This window comes from Planktothricoides sp. SR001, from assembly GCF_001276715.1.
GTDB classification, from domain to species: Bacteria; Cyanobacteriota; Cyanobacteriia; order Cyanobacteriales; family Laspinemataceae; genus Planktothricoides; species Planktothricoides raciborskii.
This window is the reverse complement of sequence record NZ_LIUQ01000008.1, coordinates 16,375-34,561: the sequence shown is the minus strand read 5'-3', so window position 1 is coordinate 34,561 and position 18,187 is coordinate 16,375. Positions and strand designations below refer to the sequence as shown.

Here is an 18,187-nt window from a genome sequence, read left to right as displayed (position 1 = left end):
TCGCGGATAAATATTGACTATTCAGCCACAAATGAGCGCAGCAAATGCTTATAAACTACAATTGATAGCCGTATTTATCTAAACTTAATTCAGCTAAATTACGCCTTTTTTTCCTCCTCTAAAGGCAAAAAGAATATCGTAATCATCCCCGGAATCGTCAGCAAACACACAATCACAAAAAACATGGGATAACTCACCAAAGATTGAAGCTTACCGCTGACCATTCCCGGCACCATCATGCCTAATGCCATAATTCCCGTAGAAATCGCATAATGGGAAGTTTTATATTCTCCTTTCGAGACATACATTAAATAAATCATAAAGGAAGTAAAGCCTAAACCATAGCCGAATTGTTCCAAAGATACCAGAGGATAAACAAACTGAATCGGCGGCTGATAATAAGCCATATACACATAAAATAAATCGGGTAAATTCAAGGCTAATGCCAACGGAAAAATAGTCTTTTTTAAGCCATATTTAGCTACAATTGCTCCGCCAACAATTCCGCCAATAATTAACGAAATTGTCCCTACGGTGCCATAAACCAAGCCCACGTCAGCGGTACTGAGTCCTAATCCTCCTTCGGTTGTGGTATCTAATAAAAATGGACTGGCCAACTTCAACAGCATGGCTTCGCCAAAGCGATAGAATAAGATAAACGCGACAATGACTAAAATTTTCGGTTGTTGAAAGTATGAATTAATAATATCCACAAAAGGAATTTGCTCTGTTTTTTCTAGTTTTCTGTCTTGGCTATCACTATCTGGAAAGGGTAAAATGAAGCGATGGTAAACAAACAAAAGGGCAAAAATTACCGCACTAATGGCTAGAGCGATCGACCAACTTAAGGGAATATTGCCGATATTTTCTTCCATCAATCCGGCAAATACTACCAGCACTCCGGTGCCAAAAATAACCGCCATGCGATAAAAAACTGAACGAATTCCCGCATATAGGGCTTGTTGTTCTGGACTTAATGCCAGCATATAAAATCCATCGGTGGCAATATCATGGGTGGCGGAGATAAATGCCCCAATGGTAAAGATGCCTAAAGAAATGAAAAAGAAATTAGAAAGTTGTAGGGAAAAAGCGGCGCTTCCCAAACAAACCATCATGGCAACTTGAGTGTAAATCACCCAATTTCTTTTGGTTGAGTAGATATCCACAAAAGGCCCCCAGAGCATTTTGATCACCCAAGGGAGATATAGTAAACTCGTCCAAAGGGCGATTTGAGTATTGTCAATCCCCATTTTTTTATACATAATTACCGAAACACTATTAATGATGACATAAGGTAGTCCTTCGGCAAAGTAGAGGGTGGGGATATACCACCAAGGATTGTTAGATGGTATTTTTTCTGAGGTTATGTTGTCTGAGTTCATGTGATTTGTTTGAGGTTGATTAACAGTGATAAATTACGGCTTGAAAAAAAAGACGACATCATGGCTAGATGTGGTAAATTTAGCCGAATTTTCACATGATATCCTAAGTCTAGGCTATCTTGGCAAAGATTCCGCAAAATTGCCAGTAGTCAGGCCATTAGCGGTCAGCCATCAGCGATCGCCCCTGAACCCTGACTTTTGATCGGCGATCCTACTCATAAAGATCCATTGGTCTATAATTAAGCTTTTTGAATCAATGGGCAATTGAAAAAACGACCCTCAGACCTGTAAAATTAACTACTTAGTTTATTTTTGAGTAAAACCGTGAATCAAGCATTGAATAAATCACCAAAAATTATGGTTTTTTGTGATTTTGATGGCACCATCACCGAAGAAGAAACCGCTGTGGCCATGATGACTCAATTTGCCCCAGAAATCTCCGCCAAAATTTTGCCCAAAATTTTTGATCGCACCTTGCCCCTGAAAGTAGGAATTCCCCAAGTCTGGGAATCGATTCCAGCCTCCTGCTATCCAGAAATGTTAGAAGTTTCTCGGAGTAAAAAAATTCGCTCAGGCTTCGTGGAATTATTAGATCTTTTGGCCAATCTGAATATTCCCCTGGTGGTGGTTTCTGGGGGTCTCCGTTTTATGGTAGAAACTGTGTTAGGTGATTTAGTCGATCGCGTTGAGGCGATTTATGCTTTAGACGTTGACCCCAGTGGGGAATATTTACACCTAAGTTCTGGCTTTATCGGTGAAATTGAATTACTGGATAAAGTCAAAGTAATTGCCCAATATCATCCTGACATAGCGATCGCGATCGGCGATTCGGTCACGGATTTAAACATGGCCATGCAAGCGGATTTAGTCTTTGCCCAAAGTCGTCTAATTCAGTATTTAGAAGACCAGCAAAAGTCTTACATTCCCTGGGAGAATTTTTTTGATGTCCGGGATTATTTAGCCAATTATTTACCGACCGCAATTTCATCCGGTCATGCTTCTCCCCTTCGCCCTGCTGTAAAATAATCCTATTCAGGATTATCATTATCATATTATCACCAAATATACAGAGGAATAACCATGAAAAGTTTGTGGAACGATCTAGAAGCGGCTGAATATCAAGGAGACTTAGCCCAACGGGTTTATACGTCCCGTTTATTAGGGCGTGATCGCACCTTAGTATTGCATGGTGGAGGCAACACCTCAGTCAAAATTCGGGAAAAAAATATCCTCGGAGAAGAGGAAGATATCCTCTATGTCAAAGGCAGTGGCTGGGATTTAGCCACCATTGAATCAGCGGGTTTTTCCCCAGTAAAAATGCGGCATTTATTAGCACTGGCAAAACTAGAATATTTGTCAGATCCGCAAATGGTCAACGAACTAAAAACTCAGATGACTCGCGCTTCTGCCCCATCCCCCTCTGTAGAAACTATTCTCCATGCTATTCTGCCTTATAAATATGTAGATCATACCCATGCAGACGCGGTAATTGCTGTCACCAACACACCCAACGGATTAGATCGAGTGCAAGAAATTTATGGGGATAAAATAGTCATCATTCCTTACGTGATGCCCGGATTTGATTTAGCCCGGTTTTGCGCCGAAAACTTTCCTGCTGAAGCCGGAAAAAATACCATCGGAATGCTATTAATGAATCATGGAATGTTTTCCTTTGGGGAAACCGCCCAAGAATCCTACGAACGGATGATTCAATTAGTCTCAATGGCGGAAGATTATTTAAAAGCTTATAGCGCTTGGGAAAATCCTTTGCCCCCAGTGGTCAAAAGCGATCTACCTGTCAGCAAAACTTTAGCCAAATTGCGCCGTGAAGTCTCAGAAGTGGCCGGATTTCCCATGATTATCACCCAAGATCGAAGCGATCGCGCCTTGGCTTTTGTGCAGCGAAAAGACTTAGGGCAAATTTCCCAACAAGGCCCAGCAACTCCCGATCATGTAATTAGAACAAAACAGTTGCCAATGGTTGGGACTGATATCAACGCCTATGTAGCCGCATACAAAACTTATTTTGCCCAATATAGCGCCACCGCCAAACAACCCAAAACCATGCTTGACCCCGCCCCTCGCGTCATTCTTGACCCAGAATTAGGAATGCTCACCTTGGGCAAAACCGCCAAAGATGCCGCGATCGCCGCCGACATTTACCATCACACAATGGATGTTATCGCCGCAGCCACCAAACTCGGCGGCTACCAAGCCCTCCCCAGCCAAGATATTTTTGATGTGGAATATTGGGATTTAGAACAAGCCAAACTCCGCAGCGGCGGCAAAGCGCCCATGTTTACCGGAGAAATTGCCCTGGTTACAGGCGCCGCGTCGGGAATTGGTAAAGCTTGTGTCGCCTCTTTACTGCAACGGGGGGCAGCGGTAGTTGGCTTAGATATTAACCCAGCAATTCAAGAACTTCATAAACGCCCGGACTTTTGCGGCATTCCCTGTGATGTCACCGACGAAAAAGCGATTACCGAGGCGATCGAAAAAGCAGTTCGGGCATTTGGCGGCATCGATATTTTAATCCTCAATGCGGGAATTTTTCCTGGGGGTTGCCGGATTGACTCCCTGGCAACGGAACAGTGGCGAAAAGTAATGACCATCAACCTCGATGCCAACCTGACCTTAATGCGCGAATGCCACCCATTTCTAAAATTAGCACCCAACGGCGGGCGAGTCGTGGTGATTGGTTCTAAAAATGTCAGTGCTCCTGGGCCGGGGGCGGCGGCTTATTCTGCATCTAAAGCCGCCTTAAACCAATTAGCGCGAGTGGCGGCCTTAGAATGGGGTGCGGATAATATTCGGATTAATTCCATTCACCCCAATGCCGTATTTGATACCGGACTTTGGACGGAAGAGGTGTTAAAATCTCGTGCTGAATATTATGGTTTAACGGTACAAGAATATAAGACTAATAATGTCTTAAAAGTAGAAGTAACCAGCCATGATGTTGCCGAATTAGCGGCTGAAATGTGTGGGTCATTGTTTGCCAAAACTACAGCGGCTCATATCCCGGTTGATGGGGGCAATGAGCGGGTGATTTAGGCGCAAGAAACCAAAAAAAACCAGTTTCTGGCAAGGCGATCGCCCCCAAAACCTCACCAACAAGAAATCGGGTTTCTGGGATAAAAAGAAACCCGGTTTCTGGCTTCTCACCTGTTTCATATCATGTCCGCATAATCACTTAAAATAGAGAAACCCAGTAATATCAAGTCCGTGTATTCGCTGATTATTCACGTAGGGGCGTTCTCGCATTCGCCCCTACTGTCCCGAACCGCTTCCTTCCTTCGGATCATGCGCCCTTGGAGCGCTATATGCGGGAATCCATCTTAATGAGAGAGGATTGTTTTTATAACCGATCAACCGGACTTGATATCATATACCAATTTCCCATCAGTCGTAAGCAAAGGGCAATGCCTTGTCCCTAATCGAATCGCCTACTCACCCCGTCCCACCATTTCCCCATTCTGACCCCAAAATTATCATCGGATTCAAACTATTATGAATTGGCGGCCAAGGACTATTTTAAAAATAAAATACATAAAAGTTTTCCCATTAATAAAATTCATCATTTTAGGCAAATCGACACCGTAGCCGTTGCCTTGCTCACCAACATACAGTAAAATATTGCTTGTAGTTTGTTGCCTCTTGCTTAATTAATTAACCTCTGTCTTTCAGCAAACTGAAAGAAACTAGAAATTATGACTCAAACCCATCGCCGCTATCACATTACAACCTTCGGCTGTCAAATGAACAAAGCTGACTCCGAGCGCATGGCTGGTATCTTAGAAGATATGGGCCTAGAGTTCGTTGAAGACCCCAACCAAGCGGACTTAATTCTCTACAATACCTGTACGATTCGGGATAACGCCGAACAGAAAGTTTATTCTTATTTAGGCCGACAAGCCAAGCGCAAGCAAGAACAACCGGATTTAACCTTAATTGTGGCCGGTTGTGTCGCCCAACAGGAAGGGGAAGCGCTGATGCGTCGGGTGCCAGAATTAGACTTGGTAATGGGGCCGCAACACGCGAACCGGCTGCAAGATTTGCTGGAAGATGTGTTTGCGGGCAATCAGGTGGTGGCCACGGAACCAATTCACATTATGGAAGATATCACTAAACCTCGCCGGGATAGTCGGGTGACGGCTTGGGTAAATGTGATTTATGGCTGCAATGAACGCTGCACTTATTGTGTGGTGCCGTCAGTGCGTGGGGTGGAACAGTCCCGCACCCCAGAAGCGATTCGCGCTGAAATGGAGGAATTAGGCCGCCAAGGTTATAAAGAAGTGACATTATTGGGGCAAAATATTGATGCTTACGGCAGAGATTTGCCGGGAACAAAACCCAATGGTTCTCATTTACATACCTTTACAGATTTGCTCTATTTTGTCCATGATGTGCCGGGAATTGAGCGGATTAGATTTGCTACCAGTCACCCGCGTTATTTTACCGAACGGTTAATTCGGGCTTGTGCAGAGTTGCCGAAAGTTTGTGAACATTTTCACATTCCTTTTCAGTCGGGAGATAATGATGTTCTTAAGGCAATGGCGCGGGGTTATACTCACGAGAAATATCGCCAAATTATTGATAAGATTCGCTATTATATCCCCGATGCGGCGATTAGTGCGGATGCGATCGTCGGTTTTCCTGGGGAGACTGAGGAACAGTTTGAAAATACTCTGAAATTAGTCGAAGATATTGGCTTTGACCAGTTAAATACTGCTGCCTATTCTCCCCGTCCAGGAACTCCCGCAGCCCTGTGGGAAAATCAATTAAGTGAAGAGGTGAAAAGCGATCGCCTCCAACGGTTGAATCACTTAGTGGGAACAAAAGCCGCAGAGCGATCGCAGCGATATATGGGACGCATTGAAGAAGTGCTCGTAGAAGACATAAATCCCAAACAACCCACTCAAGTCATGGGACGGACTCGTAGCAACCGGCTGACATTTTTTGACGGCGATATCAATCAACTCAAAGGTCATTTAATTAAAGTAAAAATTACGGAAGTGCGTCCCTTTAGTTTAACGGGTCAGCCAATTTAATTTTGTTAGTTGTTAGTTGTTAGTCGTTAGTCGTTAGTTGTTAGTTGTTAGTTGTTTGTTACTGGTTTTGCTATATAACTACCAACGAGCAACCAACAACTAACAACTAACAACTAATAACTATTCACTACAATATTCTGCGGTATTTTGCACCGATTTAATCGTCACTTCAGCCCCTTGTTTGACAATAAATTCACTAGCACCCACCTCGCTATCAACGCGACCCCAATCATAAGTATAGCCTAATCTTGTCCAAGGAAAACCATTTTCCTTATAAGAGGATGACATCAGATTTTCTATCCATTGTTTATGTTCTGGATCTACGGTTTCCGTAAACCCCAAATTACATTGGGTATCATCAATTTCTGGGTCGGGACAAGGGCGAAACATATCCGCAGGTTTTACCCACATTTCTACAAACTTAGTTTTACCATTATTTGCCGGTAAGCCTAAATATTGTTCTAATCTCAGGGTTAAATCACTGGGTGACATATTTAACTCTTGACAAAATTGCTGGACTTGGGGAACTGCCGTGACCCAAATTTCCCGGCTTAAAGTCATCGATGAATCGACTTTATTATCATAGCCATCCCATGATGTCCATGTAAGCACCAGAATTTTTTCTTCTTCTTCCTTAGCTTTCTTAACTAGCTTCGTATTTTCCGCTGATATCGGCCATAAATCTGTCAAAACTTCTGTTTTTTCCGCATTTTTGGCATCTTGAATTGCTTTTGAATAAGAACGTTTTAAAATAGTGTCAAATAACTCAGAATTTTTTTCCGCAGCGGCTTGTCTTTCCTGATTTTTATCATGTAAAACTTGCTCCTTGGGAGTAATCGGTTTGTTGCTTCCCAGCAAATATCCGAGCCAAAAGCTGAATAATATCCCCATAATTATTAAAAGCTGAATCGGTAACTTTTTATTCATATATTTGTCCAGGTGAATTAAGTAGTAAATTTTCTTTGTTTGGTGTTGATGTGTAAGGGTTAAGATTAGGGGTGATGCTATAAGCGATCGCTACAATTGTTGTACGAGTTGCTTTTGATACTCTTCTTCCGTCATCAAATCCCGCGTAGTTTCTACTCGGTCTATAAATAGCATTCCCTCAAGATGATCGAACTCATGTTGAAAAATTCTGGCCACAAATCCGGTTAATTCTTGTTTTTGTGGTTGGCCGTATTGGTCAATGTATGCGATTTCAGTGGTTTGATATCTGGGGACTAAGCCGCGAATTCCCGGAATACTCAAACAGCCTTCCCAACCTTTGACAATTTCAGCAGAATGGTCAATGATTTGAGGATTAATCATGGGCGTGGGTTCCATCAGCGGGGCGCTGGGATAACGCAGGGTAGGCCGCGATGCTACAATGATAATGCGGTGGGATTCAGACACTTGTGGTGCGGCGATTCCGACACCATTGGCGGGGGTCATCGTGGCAATTAAATCATCAATTAAATTTTGAATTTTGGCATCGTTAATTTGATTAATCGGTTGGGCAATTTGCCGCAAAATGGGATTACCTAATTGGGCGATAGTCAGCACTTGAGTCATAAGCTTGGTTGTTGGTTGGTTGTTGTTGGTTGTTGGTTGGTTGGGGAACGGGGAACAGTTAAAAGTGAAAAGTCGTAGGGGCTTTCTGGCCATTCGCCCGTACAAGTGAAAAGTCGTAGGGGCTTTCTGGCCATTCGCCCGTACAAAAGAAGTATCACTATTCACTATTCACTATTCACTATTCACTATTCCCTATTCCCTATTCCCTATTCCCTGTTCCCTGTTCCCTGTTCCCTGTTCCCTGTTCACTATTCACTCTCTCCTGAAACTCCTCTGCCCCTCATCCCCTCATCTCCTCTGCTCCTCTGCCCCTCCGCTCCCCCGCACAAGAGATCCCCTACACCCTACACCCCACAGGGGCTTAATTGCTTTCCGAAGGAAGATTTCCGGGGGCAACATCTAGAGTGATGGTTTTGCCGTTGCGGTTGATTTCAATGGTTAATAAATCTCCTACTTCCGTTTGTTGAACAATTTCTTGGACGGTTTCTGATTTGGTGATTTCGCGATCGCCGATTTTTTGAATCACATCGCCGAGACGCATTCCGGCAGCGGCAGCGGGGGAATTGGGTACTACGCGCATGATTAAGACTCCTTGATCCACGGCGATCGCCATGTCACTGCTAGAATCTTGGTTGATATCTTCCTTGAGTTCCTTATTTAGGGTCATCATTTCAATTCCCAAAAACGGATGCTGGGCTTGACCCGTAGTAATAATTTGTTGGGCAATTTTCCGCGCTGCATTAATGGGAATAGCAAAACCCAGCCCTTGGGCTCCACTAATAATGGCCGTATTCATGCCAATCACTTGCCCTTGGGCATCAAGTAATGGGCCGCCAGAGTTGCCCGGATTAATCGCCGCATCGGTTTGAATAAAGCCGACGCGCTTATCTGGGACTCCCACTTCCCGACTCGATCGCCCGATCGCACTAATAATTCCGGCGGTTACAGTGTTATCCAGACCCAGAGGATTGCCGATCGCGATCGCCCATTCTCCGGGGTGCAAATGTTCCGAATCCCCCAAAGTCACCTTTGGCAAGTTAGTCTCTTCAATTTTCACCACCGCCACATCCGTCACCGCATCTTGCCCCAGGACTTTTCCATCAAAAATGCGGCCATCTTTGAGAATCACCTGCACCGTATCGGTGCCATTCACCACATGGGCATTAGTGAGAATTTGGCCATCATCACTAATAATAAAACCAGAGCCAGTACCCCGCTCAACTCGCTCTTGAGGTTCCGTAGGTATCCCAAAAAACCGACCAAAAAACGGATCGTTAAATGGTGCCGGGACTTGACTGCTGACCGTTCGCGCTGCATTAATTCGCACCACCGCCGCACCCACCCGATCCACTGCTTGCACAATAAAATTGGGTTCTATCGGATTAGCCAATAAATTTCCCTGTTCTGAGGATTCAGTTCTAGTGGATAAAGAAAACGGACGATTTGTTTCGGGAATCGTGGTTTCCTTGGATTCCCAGAAAAACCGGGAACTGGATAACGTTTGGTGAACCCCAAAACCCCCTCCTAACCCCATCAACAGCAGCAGGAGATATAGTGCTGATTGTTTCCACGAAAATTTGCCCCACAAGTTACGTTTTCCCGAACTATCCATGAAAATCCTAGCCAAATTTAAACAAAGGTGGTTTACTATTCGCCCCCAGACAATTTGATCTGCATCAGCGATCGCCATTCTCAATTAAGTTTACCGAACAAGCCGCCCTCCGCCTCTTCTCTGAGCCTAATTGTCTGAGCCTAATTGTTTTAGGCCGATTCAGAGCAAATTTGTAAAACTAGATTTCAATTATATAGTAGAAAAAATTTATACTTAAGTATGAGGGGGCAGATACCTAAGAGTGTTGCTAAGTCAGGATTACCTGATGAAACCGCTGAAAAATCAATGATGGCAAGTCCCCGGATAGATTAGAGCCATCTAATTGCCTTTGTGGGCTTTTGGTTATAGCCACTGCGATCGCCCCTGCCTTGATACTGATTTGTCACCCAGGGCATCCAGTCAGAATCCAGATCCGCTTGGGGTGCCAGCCCATTCGCTCATATTCATCTATCAGCGAGATTTTGTGTGGGGGATAAAATAATCCTTGAAGACTTGGATACTTGTCTTCTGTAATCTTAATTTTACGATATCGATTATTTCCAGACTTCTGTCAAGTCTAAAATAAAACCAGGTAAAACTTCCGCTCCTGACACACTATTCGGACAATCCAATACTTTCACCGCTTGATTGGGTTGATAAACTTCCACTTTTTTATGTTTGCGGTCAATCAAAAACCCTAAACGAGTTCCATTATCCAAATATTCTTGCATTTTCTCTTGCGGTGGCTTTAAATTATCAGCCGCAGAACGTAATTCCACCACAAAATCGGGACATAAAGGGGCAAAACCTTCTTGTTGTTCTGCGGTTAGACTGTCCCATCTTTCCTGACTAACCCACGCAGCATCAGGAGAGCGATTTGCCCCATTTGGGAGATGAAATCCTGTGGAATAATTAAACGCTTGACCTAATTTAGTTTGGCGATTCCACAGCCAAAGCTGTCCTTCAATATCTAAATTAAGATTGCCTGTAATACTTCCTGTTGGGGGCATAATCATCAGTTCTCCAGTCGCGGTTCTTTCTAACCGTAAATCTCGGTTAACTCTGGCTAATTGCTCAAATTGTTCTTGGGTTAATTGGAATTGATGGGGAATTCTTAAAGTAGCCATATTAGGAAGGATAAGAGAGAAAAGAGGGAATAGGGAATATAAAATAATAGGGAATATAAAATAGGGAATATAAAATAAAAAATTAAGTGATGATTATTTAACTGTTATAGGTAATTTGGCATTAGTAAATCAACCTTATTAATGCAAAATTACCTACAGATAGATCGAGGTTAATCTATCTTTTTCTCATGTTTGACGGAAATTACCGTATGGACATTACCACGGGGATTAAAATCGCCTTTGATGGTAATTTCTAACGGGTCACAAGCATCGACAAAATCATCGAGAATTTGATTGACGGATTCTTCGTGAGAAATATAGCGATCGCGGTATTGATTGATATACAACTTAATTGCCTTCAGTTCTACCACCTTTTGATCGGGAATGTAAGTAATATAAATAGTGGCAAAATCTGGATATCCTGAAAAAGGACATTTACAAGTAAACTCTGGTAAAGTTACTTGAATTTCATATCTTCGACCCACGCGAGGATTGGGGAAAGTAATCAATTGTCCTTCAAGAATCTCTCGTTCCCCGTACTTCATCTGGGGGTTGAAAAAATTTGCTTGACTCTCACCATTTTGAGATTGTGCTACTAACTCAGTTTCCATTTGCGAATGACTAATGCTCATCAATAACTCACCAATAAATGCTACATAATAGACAAAAGTGCCAACTTTCTTCGTTTATACCTGAGTATATACCTGAGTATATACCTGAGTAAAATTGGGGCAGGCATCGCCCTGAGAAATTGGCCTAACCATCCCGGTGCGTCACAGGTGCCACAACAAAACCGCATCAAAACGGCATTTTGTGGCAATTGCTTGACGAATCAGCCCTAGGATTGCTCTAATCGGAGACAAGAACGGACTCAGGGGGTATCGGTGACATCCTTAACACCAGTAATCTATCGTAATACTTCCATCTGCCATCTGGAGAAATAACCAGGTTACAATGGGGTACAGGAGGTCAGCAACTATAAAATTGACCCCTCAAATTTGGCTTTAATTCTGTCCTTAAACATACTCAGTCCTATGAAAAATGCTACTATTCCGGCTAACTCTACGCCACCAACCACTCAAACCTACTCTCCTTCTGTACCCATTTCTCTATATCGAGAAGTGATGGCAGAGTTGCAAACCACCCAAGCCCATTTAAACGCCCTGAAGCAAGAAAATCGCGAGTTAAACCAGGAAAATCAGCAACTCCGCCAAGAAATTGAAAATATTATTAATTCGGTGATGCATTTGCAGCAGGTGACAGGCATTTCTCCTCAAAGCATCAGTGCCAGTTTTGCGACTGCCACTTCAATGCCCCCAAGCATTTCTCCTGCTACCCCCCCAGAAGGCGATCGCCTCCCGTCGGCGGCTACCAACCCCATGAAAGCCAATATGAGCGCCAATAGTGCAGCGGCTGCCGTTGCTTCCTCGGCAATTCCCTTTGTCTCTCCATTTGCCACAGGTCAACCGGGCGGACTCAGCGATCGCCCAGAAGCCTTATTTACCGAACAGCCAGAACCCCGTCCGCGCCGAGTTGCCCGTTCCCCCAAGTCTTCAGAAGTCGGTGGACTGTGGCTATTTGTCTGCATCTTCTTGATTGTGGTTTCTGCGTTTGGGGTTGGCTTCTTCCTGATCCGCCCACTCATGCAACCGAATCAAGAGTGATTTGTGATTGGTCAAAAGGCTATTTGTTTGCCTCCGTCTGTACGGGGGCTGACCGTTGTTGGTTATTAGTTATTAATTATTAATTATTAATTATTAATTATTAGTTATTAGTTCTTAGTTATTAGTTCTTACTGTTCGCCAACAACCAACAAAGAATCCCTACCCAACAACCAACAACCAACAAAGAATCCCTACCCAACAACCAACAACCAACAAAGAATCCCTACCCAAAGAATCCCTACCCAAAGAATCCCTACCCAAAGAATCCCTACCCAACAATCAACAACAATCAACAACAATCAACAACAATCATTTCATAATTGGACTACCATGATGATGGATCAAATACCATTTGCCCCCCATATATTCAAAAATATTAGTGGCCATAGATTGGGCTGCTAATTTCCGGCCTCGCACCACCTGAAATAAATTTTCAATCAGGACGATATAACCGAAATTTCCATTGAGTTCTACACTAATAATCTCGGTTTCAATTTCCAGATAATTGGTATTTTTAAATATTTGTGCCCAAGAGTTGCGAATATTCTCCCAACCTCGCAGGGCATTCCTCCCTGGGTGAATGCAAATCGTAGTTGCCCCGTGGGAGCAAATTTCCGCAAGAGTTTCCAGATTCTTTTTCTCAAAACACCGATAAAATGCCTCGTTTGCCGCCAAAAGTTCTTGCTGGTTACTCATAGTTAACTCTCCATAAGGACTGACGCTGATACATGAGAAGGAGCCATCAATGCCCGATAAATTGATTCATTGCTCAATTGCCCTTCAATTGCCGTTCACTTATCTAGGCTCGCGAAATTTGGTTTATAATCATCAGATATAATCATCAGATATAATCATCAGATATAATCATCAGATATAATCACCAGATATAATCACCAGATATAATCATCATATCTTGGCTGTGTAATTGTCGCCAAATCAAGCCCTAGCTGTTCACGTCTTTCCGTTTATGCAGAATTTTCATCCGATCGCGTCTAAATACGAAACCCTCAAAGCCCGTTTGTTAGAAATTAATGATATTACCTCAGCCGCAGGGCTGTTGTACTGGGATCAGGCGACTTATATGCCCCCTGGAGGGGCCACGGCTAGAGGTCGGCAAATAGCGACTTTGCGACAAATTGCTCATCAAAAGTTCACGGATCCTGCTTTGGGAGAACTCCTGGAAGATTTAAAATCTTATGAGGAGAGTCTGGAGTATGATTCAGACGCTGCGAGTTTAATTCGTGTCACCCGTCGCAAGTACCAGAAGGCAATACAAGTCCCGGAAGAATTTATGGCGCGAATGTCAAAACACCATTCCGCTACTTACGCAGTTTGGGCAAAAGCGCGGGCTGAAAATGATTTTCGGGCAGTTCAACCTTATTTAGAAAAAAATTTAGAGTTAAGCCAAGAAATGGCTAGTTTTTTCCCCGGTTATGAACATATTGCTGACCCGTTGATTGATTTTTATGATTATGGGATGACGGTGGCTCAATTACGTCCCCTGTTTACGGATTTAAAGTCAAAGTTAATCCATTTGGTGGAGGCGATCGCCTCTCAACCTCCCATAGACAATTCTTTTTTGCATCAGCATTTTCCTGAACATCAGCAACTTAATTTTACTCGGAAAGTTGTAACCAGTTTGGGTTATGATTTTAACCGAGGTCGTCAAGACAAAACTCTACATCCGTTTATGACCAAATTTTCCCTTGGGGATGTGCGGATCACTACTAGGGTGTATGAAAATGACTTTAGTCAAGCCCTATTTAGTAGTATCCATGAAACGGGTCATGCGCTTTATGAACAAGGAATTTGCCCCAGTTATGAAGGCAGTCCTCTCGCGAATGGCACCTCTGCGGGAATTCACGAAAGTCAGTCTCGGTTGTGGGAAAATACGATCGGTCGCAGTCGCGGTTTTTGGGGTTATTTCTATCCCCAATTACAAGGAGTTTTTCTCAACCAATTGAAGCATATCAGTGTCGATCAATTTTATCGCGGGATTAATAAAGTTGAGCGATCGCTGATTAGAACTGATGCCGATGAAGTGACTTATAATCTTCATGTGGCGATCCGCTTTGAATTGGAATTAGACTTATTAGCAGGTAAATTAACCATACAAGATTTACCCGAAGCTTGGAATCAACGCTATGAGTCTGATTTAGGGATTCGCCCCCAAGGCGATCGCGACGGAGTAATGCAAGATGTTCATTGGTATAGCGGTTTAATTGGTGGGCAATTTCAAGGGTACACTTTGGGCAATGCGATCGCCGCCCAAATTTATCAAACAGCCATCCGCCGCAACCCGGCAATCACAGTAGATATTGAACAAGGAAAATTCGATACTTTACATCAGTGGCTCAAAGAGAATATCTATCAACATGGTAGTAAATATACCCCCAATGAATTGCTGGAAAGAGTCACAGGTCAACCGCTGACCATTGAACCTTTTATTACATATATTTACCAAAAATATCATGGTCTATATGATTTAAACTCCTTTAACCTTGGTAAAGATATAGGGCAGGAAATTAATCATTAAGTAATGTGGTTCATGCTTTGGAAAAATCCAAGTATCTGTTTAGTAACCTATACGGGCAAGAATTATGACTTAATTGCCATGAATTCTGCCAAGTGATTAGCCGCACCTATCAAGAAATTGTTGGCACCTCCGATAGGGTCGGTCAATATGAATCTTACCAACGATTCACCATACCGGATTTGTATCATGTAATCGACGGCATCGATTTATTTTCTCCTAAATTTAATGTGGTGCCCCAGGGGTGAATGAAACCGTTTACTTTCCCTACACCCGCAGTGAAGATCGGGTAAAGTAATTTTTGTCCAACCCGCTTTGTTTGAAGCCTTCTGTTTAACTATTCTCGAAGCGATGATTTCTGGTTTCTGGAATTATACCTCTAAAGAAAACTGGGAAGATTTATTGCGGTATCTTGAGGTACTGTTTTATTTGATTTATAAGCAACGAGCCAAAAATCTTTTGCAAGAGCATTTGCAACGGTAAATCACTGACACAAATTGACAATTAGTAATTATCAATTCGTGATAGTCAATTATTTTACCCTAAACCCTACACCCTACAACACTCGTAAAAATATCTGGCTGAGGAAAAAAAATTCAAAAACTATCCGGATCTAATGCAACCCTGCCAGTAATCTACCATTACTCTTGAAGTTTTTTCAAGCTCCTTGAGTCAATCAACTACCTAGATATTTATTTCCACGAGTCTGGATTAACCAGGCTCGTTTTTTTGATCGTTTTAACCATAAAATAGTCAGGGAGGATTTATTCTCCCTGACTATTTTATGGAGCGAAATAATTTAGAGCAAAATTCAGATATAGCGGTTATTATTGTTCGGGAAGTACAGAGGTTGTCTGGATTCCCGCGCGGGAATGACAGGGTTTTTTTGTACTTCATAAATCTGACAAGTGCTGTATTATATGCGATCGGGATCTAAACCGAGTTCGCGCAATTTAGCCGCGAATTTTTCCGCCCGTTGGCGTTCTTGTTCCGCCCGTTGGCGTTCTTGTTCCGCCCGTTGGCGTTCTTGTTCCGCTTGTTCACTACTCCATAATAAGAGATTTCCGTCTCGATCCCACCATCTCAACCAGTTGATAGTTTGTCCCAGTCTTTCTCCGTGCCAAATTCCCAAAAATAACTCTAATTCGGGAATCCAATAGCGCCCATTTTCCAGCGCCGATATTAGATGATATTTTTCATTCTGCAAACAGCGGACTTCTAAACTGGTTTCATAAGGATCGTAGGTGATATAAGTGGGGACTTTAAGGATTTGCTCGTAAAAATAGAGCTTGCCATAGGGTGGAGTCGATCGCACCGAAAGTTCTCCACATTCATTATCTGAAAGAAATTCCATCACCACAGCCACCGGATCCCCTTCTAAATTAGGGGTATAACTGCGACGAATCACTCCAGCTTCTACGGGTTTAACTTGGGGAACATAGAGCCAGTCGGGGGCTTTAACAATGATTTTTTTGTTAATCGTGGCAACTAATCCAAAGTTAGAACCAATTAGCATTTGAGGTTGGATTAATCCTGCGGATCCCAAAGCATCAGTTAATGCTGCCGCGAGGATTGGTTGTTGAATATTCTCCACAGGATCGTCTGGTAAAATAAAGTCTGCCGGAAGTGCATTCCAAGTAACAGTTGGTTCTGTTTTTTGTTTGACAGGTTGAATTTGTAGAACCATTTTTGCTTATCCATCTTACGGCTTATATTATACTACAGTGGTTTTCAGGTTGGTAAACCACAAATATCCGTAAGGGCGAAGCATTCTGGTACAAAATTTTTTATTTTGTTCCAGAGATTATATGCGGTCATGCTTTGCCCCTACAAATATATGTGGTTTTCTCAGTAGAAAAACGCTGTAATATAGGATTTACGCATTCCCTTTATATATGGAAATTTGCGTAAGTCATATTGTAATTATAAATCATTTTTTTATCATATATATTTTTTCACATAAAAATATACATAATTTTCCTTGGATATTACGTTAATAACCCCCAAAAAAACATTAAAAATGCCACTTGGCTTGTGAGCCTGGGAAAGCCTTGTCGATTATTAATTTAGATTATTGTATGATTATTGACAAATCTTTGTGAATAAACGCGAAAGCGGTAATTGATTTTTAATTGATTTTTAATTGATTTTAGAGGGTATGTTTCTGGACAACAGACTTTGATATCCGATATCTAGATGGTTTATTTTATTGAATATAAAAAATGATAATTTTTTATGGAGACAAAAAAACATGGATCAATGCTGGTTGATTATTGAGTATTTTACTGTTTTTTAAATTAAAAAAACAAATTTTTAAGATGACTTTCAATTTTAATTACTATTTTTTGAGCCAATGATTAGATTAATCGTTGCGGCTAAAACCTCAGATTTTTTGGAGCCAATTAAAATTTTTGAACCATTGATAAGTTCGATTTGCACCCCGCGATTGCCACTAACATTATATGCCGTTCCTTTTGCTCCCAAGCGCACTCCCCAACCGCCATATTCTTGCAAAGGTTTATATTTAATCGCGGTACAATTTTGCATATTTTTAAAGTAAATTTTAATTGGAAAAAATAATAAAGGATAAAAGCTGATTACCAAGCCATCGCTTCTAATTTCAGTGACTAATTTTGTGACATAAAATACCCACGGTAAGCCGATGCCAAAAATTAGCCCAAATAGGATTAAAATAATATGGAGAACCCAATGGTCTTGCCAGTCAGAATCTAAGAAAAAAGGACTCAGTGCAGCCCAAAGCGCCGTTACGGATGTGCCAGTGAGTACGATCCAAATCCAAGGCTGACGGAATTGTTGCACTTCGCGAAATAATAAGGTGGCGCAATCCTTCTCTGTGATGCTCATTTCTTCGGCCATTGATGGCCATTCGAGTTTGTCCACGACTTTCTCCTCTACTCCCTGATCGAGTTGTTTTCAAGTTTTTAAGATGATGGTGGATACTCAGTTGGTTTGAGTCTTTCTAAAATCCGCTCAAAATCTCAGCAAAATCTCAGCAAAATCTGAAACCGGAAATTAGGTGACTGGGTATCTATGGTATTTATACCCTCAAGTCTATAGTATGCCCAATAGTATGCCCAAGATGTGCTCGACCGATCGCCCCTGAAAAGACCAGCGATCGCCCCTCCAGAGGATCAATTCTGCCCCCAGATAAGGGCGATCACCCCTCAAAATGTGGCGATCGGCAGATAATCAGGGGCATTTTTTGTTAAAATTTTATAGATTAGTCAACAAAAATTAACATTTTGGTCGAGAATGGGGGTCTGGTTG

18 protein-coding genes are annotated in these 18,187 nt (G+C 42.4%); 8 read left to right on the top strand and 10 right to left on the bottom strand.

Annotated elements, in window-relative coordinates; genetic code table 11:
• Positions 1-98 precede the first annotated feature (98 nt).
• Positions 99-1,382, bottom strand: a complete 1,284-nt coding sequence (locus AM228_RS06920; protein ID WP_072160696.1) for an MFS transporter — start codon at positions 1,380-1,382, stop codon at positions 99-101.
• A gap of 25 nt (positions 1,383-1,407) precedes the next feature.
• On the opposite strand from AM228_RS06920, the gene AM228_RS32010 reads away from it, so the two are divergent.
• From AM228_RS32010 to miaB, 4 genes are all read left to right on the top strand, one after another.
• Positions 1,408-1,584, top strand: coding sequence for a hypothetical protein (locus tag AM228_RS32010; RefSeq protein ID WP_156331595.1), 177 nt, complete (start codon positions 1,408-1,410; stop codon positions 1,582-1,584).
• A 122-nt stretch (positions 1,585-1,706) separates the two neighbouring features.
• Positions 1,707-2,408 (top strand): HAD-IB family phosphatase, encoded by a 702-nt coding sequence (locus AM228_RS06915; RefSeq protein WP_354634952.1) that lies wholly within the window; start codon positions 1,707-1,709, stop codon positions 2,406-2,408.
• 54 nt (positions 2,409-2,462) lie between these two features.
• Positions 2,463-4,436, top strand: coding sequence for a bifunctional aldolase/short-chain dehydrogenase (locus AM228_RS06910; RefSeq protein WP_054465401.1), 1,974 nt, complete (start codon positions 2,463-2,465; stop codon positions 4,434-4,436).
• A gap of 656 nt (positions 4,437-5,092) precedes the next feature.
• Positions 5,093-6,433 (top strand): tRNA (N6-isopentenyl adenosine(37)-C2)-methylthiotransferase MiaB, encoded by a 1,341-nt coding sequence (gene miaB, locus AM228_RS06905; RefSeq protein ID WP_054465400.1) that lies wholly within the window; start codon positions 5,093-5,095, stop codon positions 6,431-6,433.
• Positions 6,434-6,553: 120 nt separating this feature from the next.
• Here miaB and AM228_RS06900 read toward each other — a convergent pair whose 3' ends face one another.
• From AM228_RS06900 to queF, 6 genes are all read right to left on the bottom strand, one after another.
• Positions 6,554-7,360: a hypothetical protein gene (locus tag AM228_RS06900; RefSeq protein ID WP_054465399.1), complete on the bottom strand. Its 807-nt coding sequence runs from the start codon at positions 7,358-7,360 to the stop codon at positions 6,554-6,556.
• A 90-nt stretch (positions 7,361-7,450) separates the two neighbouring features.
• Positions 7,451-7,984, bottom strand: coding sequence for a peptide deformylase (gene def / locus AM228_RS06895; RefSeq protein WP_054465398.1), 534 nt, complete (start codon positions 7,982-7,984; stop codon positions 7,451-7,453).
• On the bottom strand, positions 7,981-8,118 hold the full coding sequence (locus AM228_RS34985) for a hypothetical protein (protein ID WP_156331594.1): 138 nt from the start codon (positions 8,116-8,118) through the stop codon (positions 7,981-7,983). Before AM228_RS34985 ends, def begins: the two co-directional genes overlap by 4 nt.
• 227 nt (positions 8,119-8,345) lie before the next feature.
• Positions 8,346-9,596, bottom strand: a complete 1,251-nt coding sequence (locus AM228_RS06890) for an HhoA/HhoB/HtrA family serine endopeptidase (protein ID WP_054465495.1) — start codon at positions 9,594-9,596, stop codon at positions 8,346-8,348.
• Positions 9,597-10,129: 533 nt separating this feature from the next.
• Complete coding sequence (locus AM228_RS06885) at positions 10,130-10,702, bottom strand: Uma2 family endonuclease (protein WP_054465397.1); 573 nt, start codon at positions 10,700-10,702, stop codon at positions 10,130-10,132.
• 170 nt (positions 10,703-10,872) lie between these two features.
• The gene (gene queF, locus AM228_RS06880) at positions 10,873-11,247 is read right to left on the bottom strand and encodes a preQ(1) synthase (protein ID WP_197285241.1); all 375 of its coding nucleotides are present in this window, start codon (positions 11,245-11,247) and stop codon (positions 10,873-10,875) included.
• A 489-nt stretch (positions 11,248-11,736) separates the two neighbouring features.
• Here queF and AM228_RS06875 point away from each other — a divergent pair, with 489 nt between their 5' ends.
• Complete coding sequence (locus AM228_RS06875) at positions 11,737-12,366, top strand: cell division protein ZapB (RefSeq protein WP_054465396.1); 630 nt, start codon at positions 11,737-11,739, stop codon at positions 12,364-12,366.
• 309 nt (positions 12,367-12,675) lie between these two features.
• Here AM228_RS06875 and AM228_RS06870 read toward each other — a convergent pair whose 3' ends face one another.
• The gene (locus AM228_RS06870; protein ID WP_054465395.1) at positions 12,676-13,062 is read right to left on the bottom strand and encodes a nuclear transport factor 2 family protein; all 387 of its coding nucleotides are present in this window, start codon (positions 13,060-13,062) and stop codon (positions 12,676-12,678) included.
• A gap of 271 nt (positions 13,063-13,333) precedes the next feature.
• Between AM228_RS06870 and AM228_RS06865 the strand changes: the two genes are divergently transcribed.
• From AM228_RS06865 to AM228_RS36675, 3 genes are all read left to right on the top strand, one after another.
• Positions 13,334-14,902, top strand: a complete 1,569-nt coding sequence (locus AM228_RS06865; protein WP_054465394.1) for a carboxypeptidase M32 — start codon at positions 13,334-13,336, stop codon at positions 14,900-14,902.
• A gap of 92 nt (positions 14,903-14,994) precedes the next feature.
• Entirely contained in the window at positions 14,995-15,147 is a 153-nt protein-coding gene (locus tag AM228_RS36680) for a hypothetical protein (RefSeq protein WP_354634956.1), read from the top strand.
• A 67-nt stretch (positions 15,148-15,214) separates the two neighbouring features.
• On the top strand, positions 15,215-15,382 hold the full coding sequence (locus AM228_RS36675; protein ID WP_354634957.1) for a hypothetical protein: 168 nt from the start codon (positions 15,215-15,217) through the stop codon (positions 15,380-15,382).
• Between the two features lie 433 nt (positions 15,383-15,815).
• On the opposite strand, the gene AM228_RS06860 is transcribed toward AM228_RS36675, so the two are convergent.
• Positions 15,816-16,586, bottom strand: coding sequence for a Uma2 family endonuclease (locus tag AM228_RS06860; RefSeq protein ID WP_054465393.1), 771 nt, complete (start codon positions 16,584-16,586; stop codon positions 15,816-15,818).
• 644 nt (positions 16,587-17,230) lie between these two features.
• Positions 17,231-17,800 carry a DUF6141 family protein gene (locus AM228_RS06855; protein WP_156331593.1) on the bottom strand — a complete coding sequence of 190 codons (570 nt, stop codon included), beginning with the start codon at positions 17,798-17,800 and terminating at the stop codon, positions 17,231-17,233.
• Positions 17,801-18,187: the final 387 nt, after the last annotated feature.

Excerpts from the sequence above, each read along its gene's own strand:
- AM228_RS34985 (WP_156331594.1), bottom strand. The coding sequence starts at position 8,118 with ATGGCCAGAAAGCCCCTACGACTTTTCACTTGTACGGGCGAATGGCCA.
- AM228_RS06870 (WP_054465395.1), bottom strand. The coding sequence starts at position 13,062 with ATGAGTAACCAGCAAGAACTTTTGGCGGCAAACGAGGCATTTTATCGG.
- AM228_RS06910 (WP_054465401.1), top strand. The coding sequence starts at position 2,463 with ATGAAAAGTTTGTGGAACGATCTAGAAGCGGCTGAATATCAAGGAGAC.
- AM228_RS06890 (WP_054465495.1), bottom strand. The coding sequence starts at position 9,596 with ATGGATAGTTCGGGAAAACGTAACTTGTGGGGCAAATTTTCGTGGAAA.
- miaB (WP_054465400.1), top strand. The coding sequence starts at position 5,093 with ATGACTCAAACCCATCGCCGCTATCACATTACAACCTTCGGCTGTCAA.
- queF (WP_197285241.1), bottom strand. The coding sequence starts at position 11,247 with ATGAAGTACGGGGAACGAGAGATTCTTGAAGGACAATTGATTACTTTC.
- AM228_RS06860 (WP_054465393.1), bottom strand. The coding sequence starts at position 16,586 with ATGGTTCTACAAATTCAACCTGTCAAACAAAAAACAGAACCAACTGTT.
- AM228_RS06885 (WP_054465397.1), bottom strand. The coding sequence starts at position 10,702 with ATGGCTACTTTAAGAATTCCCCATCAATTCCAATTAACCCAAGAACAA.
- def (WP_054465398.1), bottom strand. The coding sequence starts at position 7,984 with ATGACTCAAGTGCTGACTATCGCCCAATTAGGTAATCCCATTTTGCGG.
- AM228_RS06900 (WP_054465399.1), bottom strand. The coding sequence starts at position 7,360 with ATGAATAAAAAGTTACCGATTCAGCTTTTAATAATTATGGGGATATTA.
- AM228_RS06865 (WP_054465394.1), top strand. The coding sequence starts at position 13,334 with ATGCAGAATTTTCATCCGATCGCGTCTAAATACGAAACCCTCAAAGCC.
- AM228_RS06875 (WP_054465396.1), top strand. The coding sequence starts at position 11,737 with ATGAAAAATGCTACTATTCCGGCTAACTCTACGCCACCAACCACTCAA.
- AM228_RS06920 (WP_072160696.1), bottom strand. The coding sequence starts at position 1,382 with ATGAACTCAGACAACATAACCTCAGAAAAAATACCATCTAACAATCCT.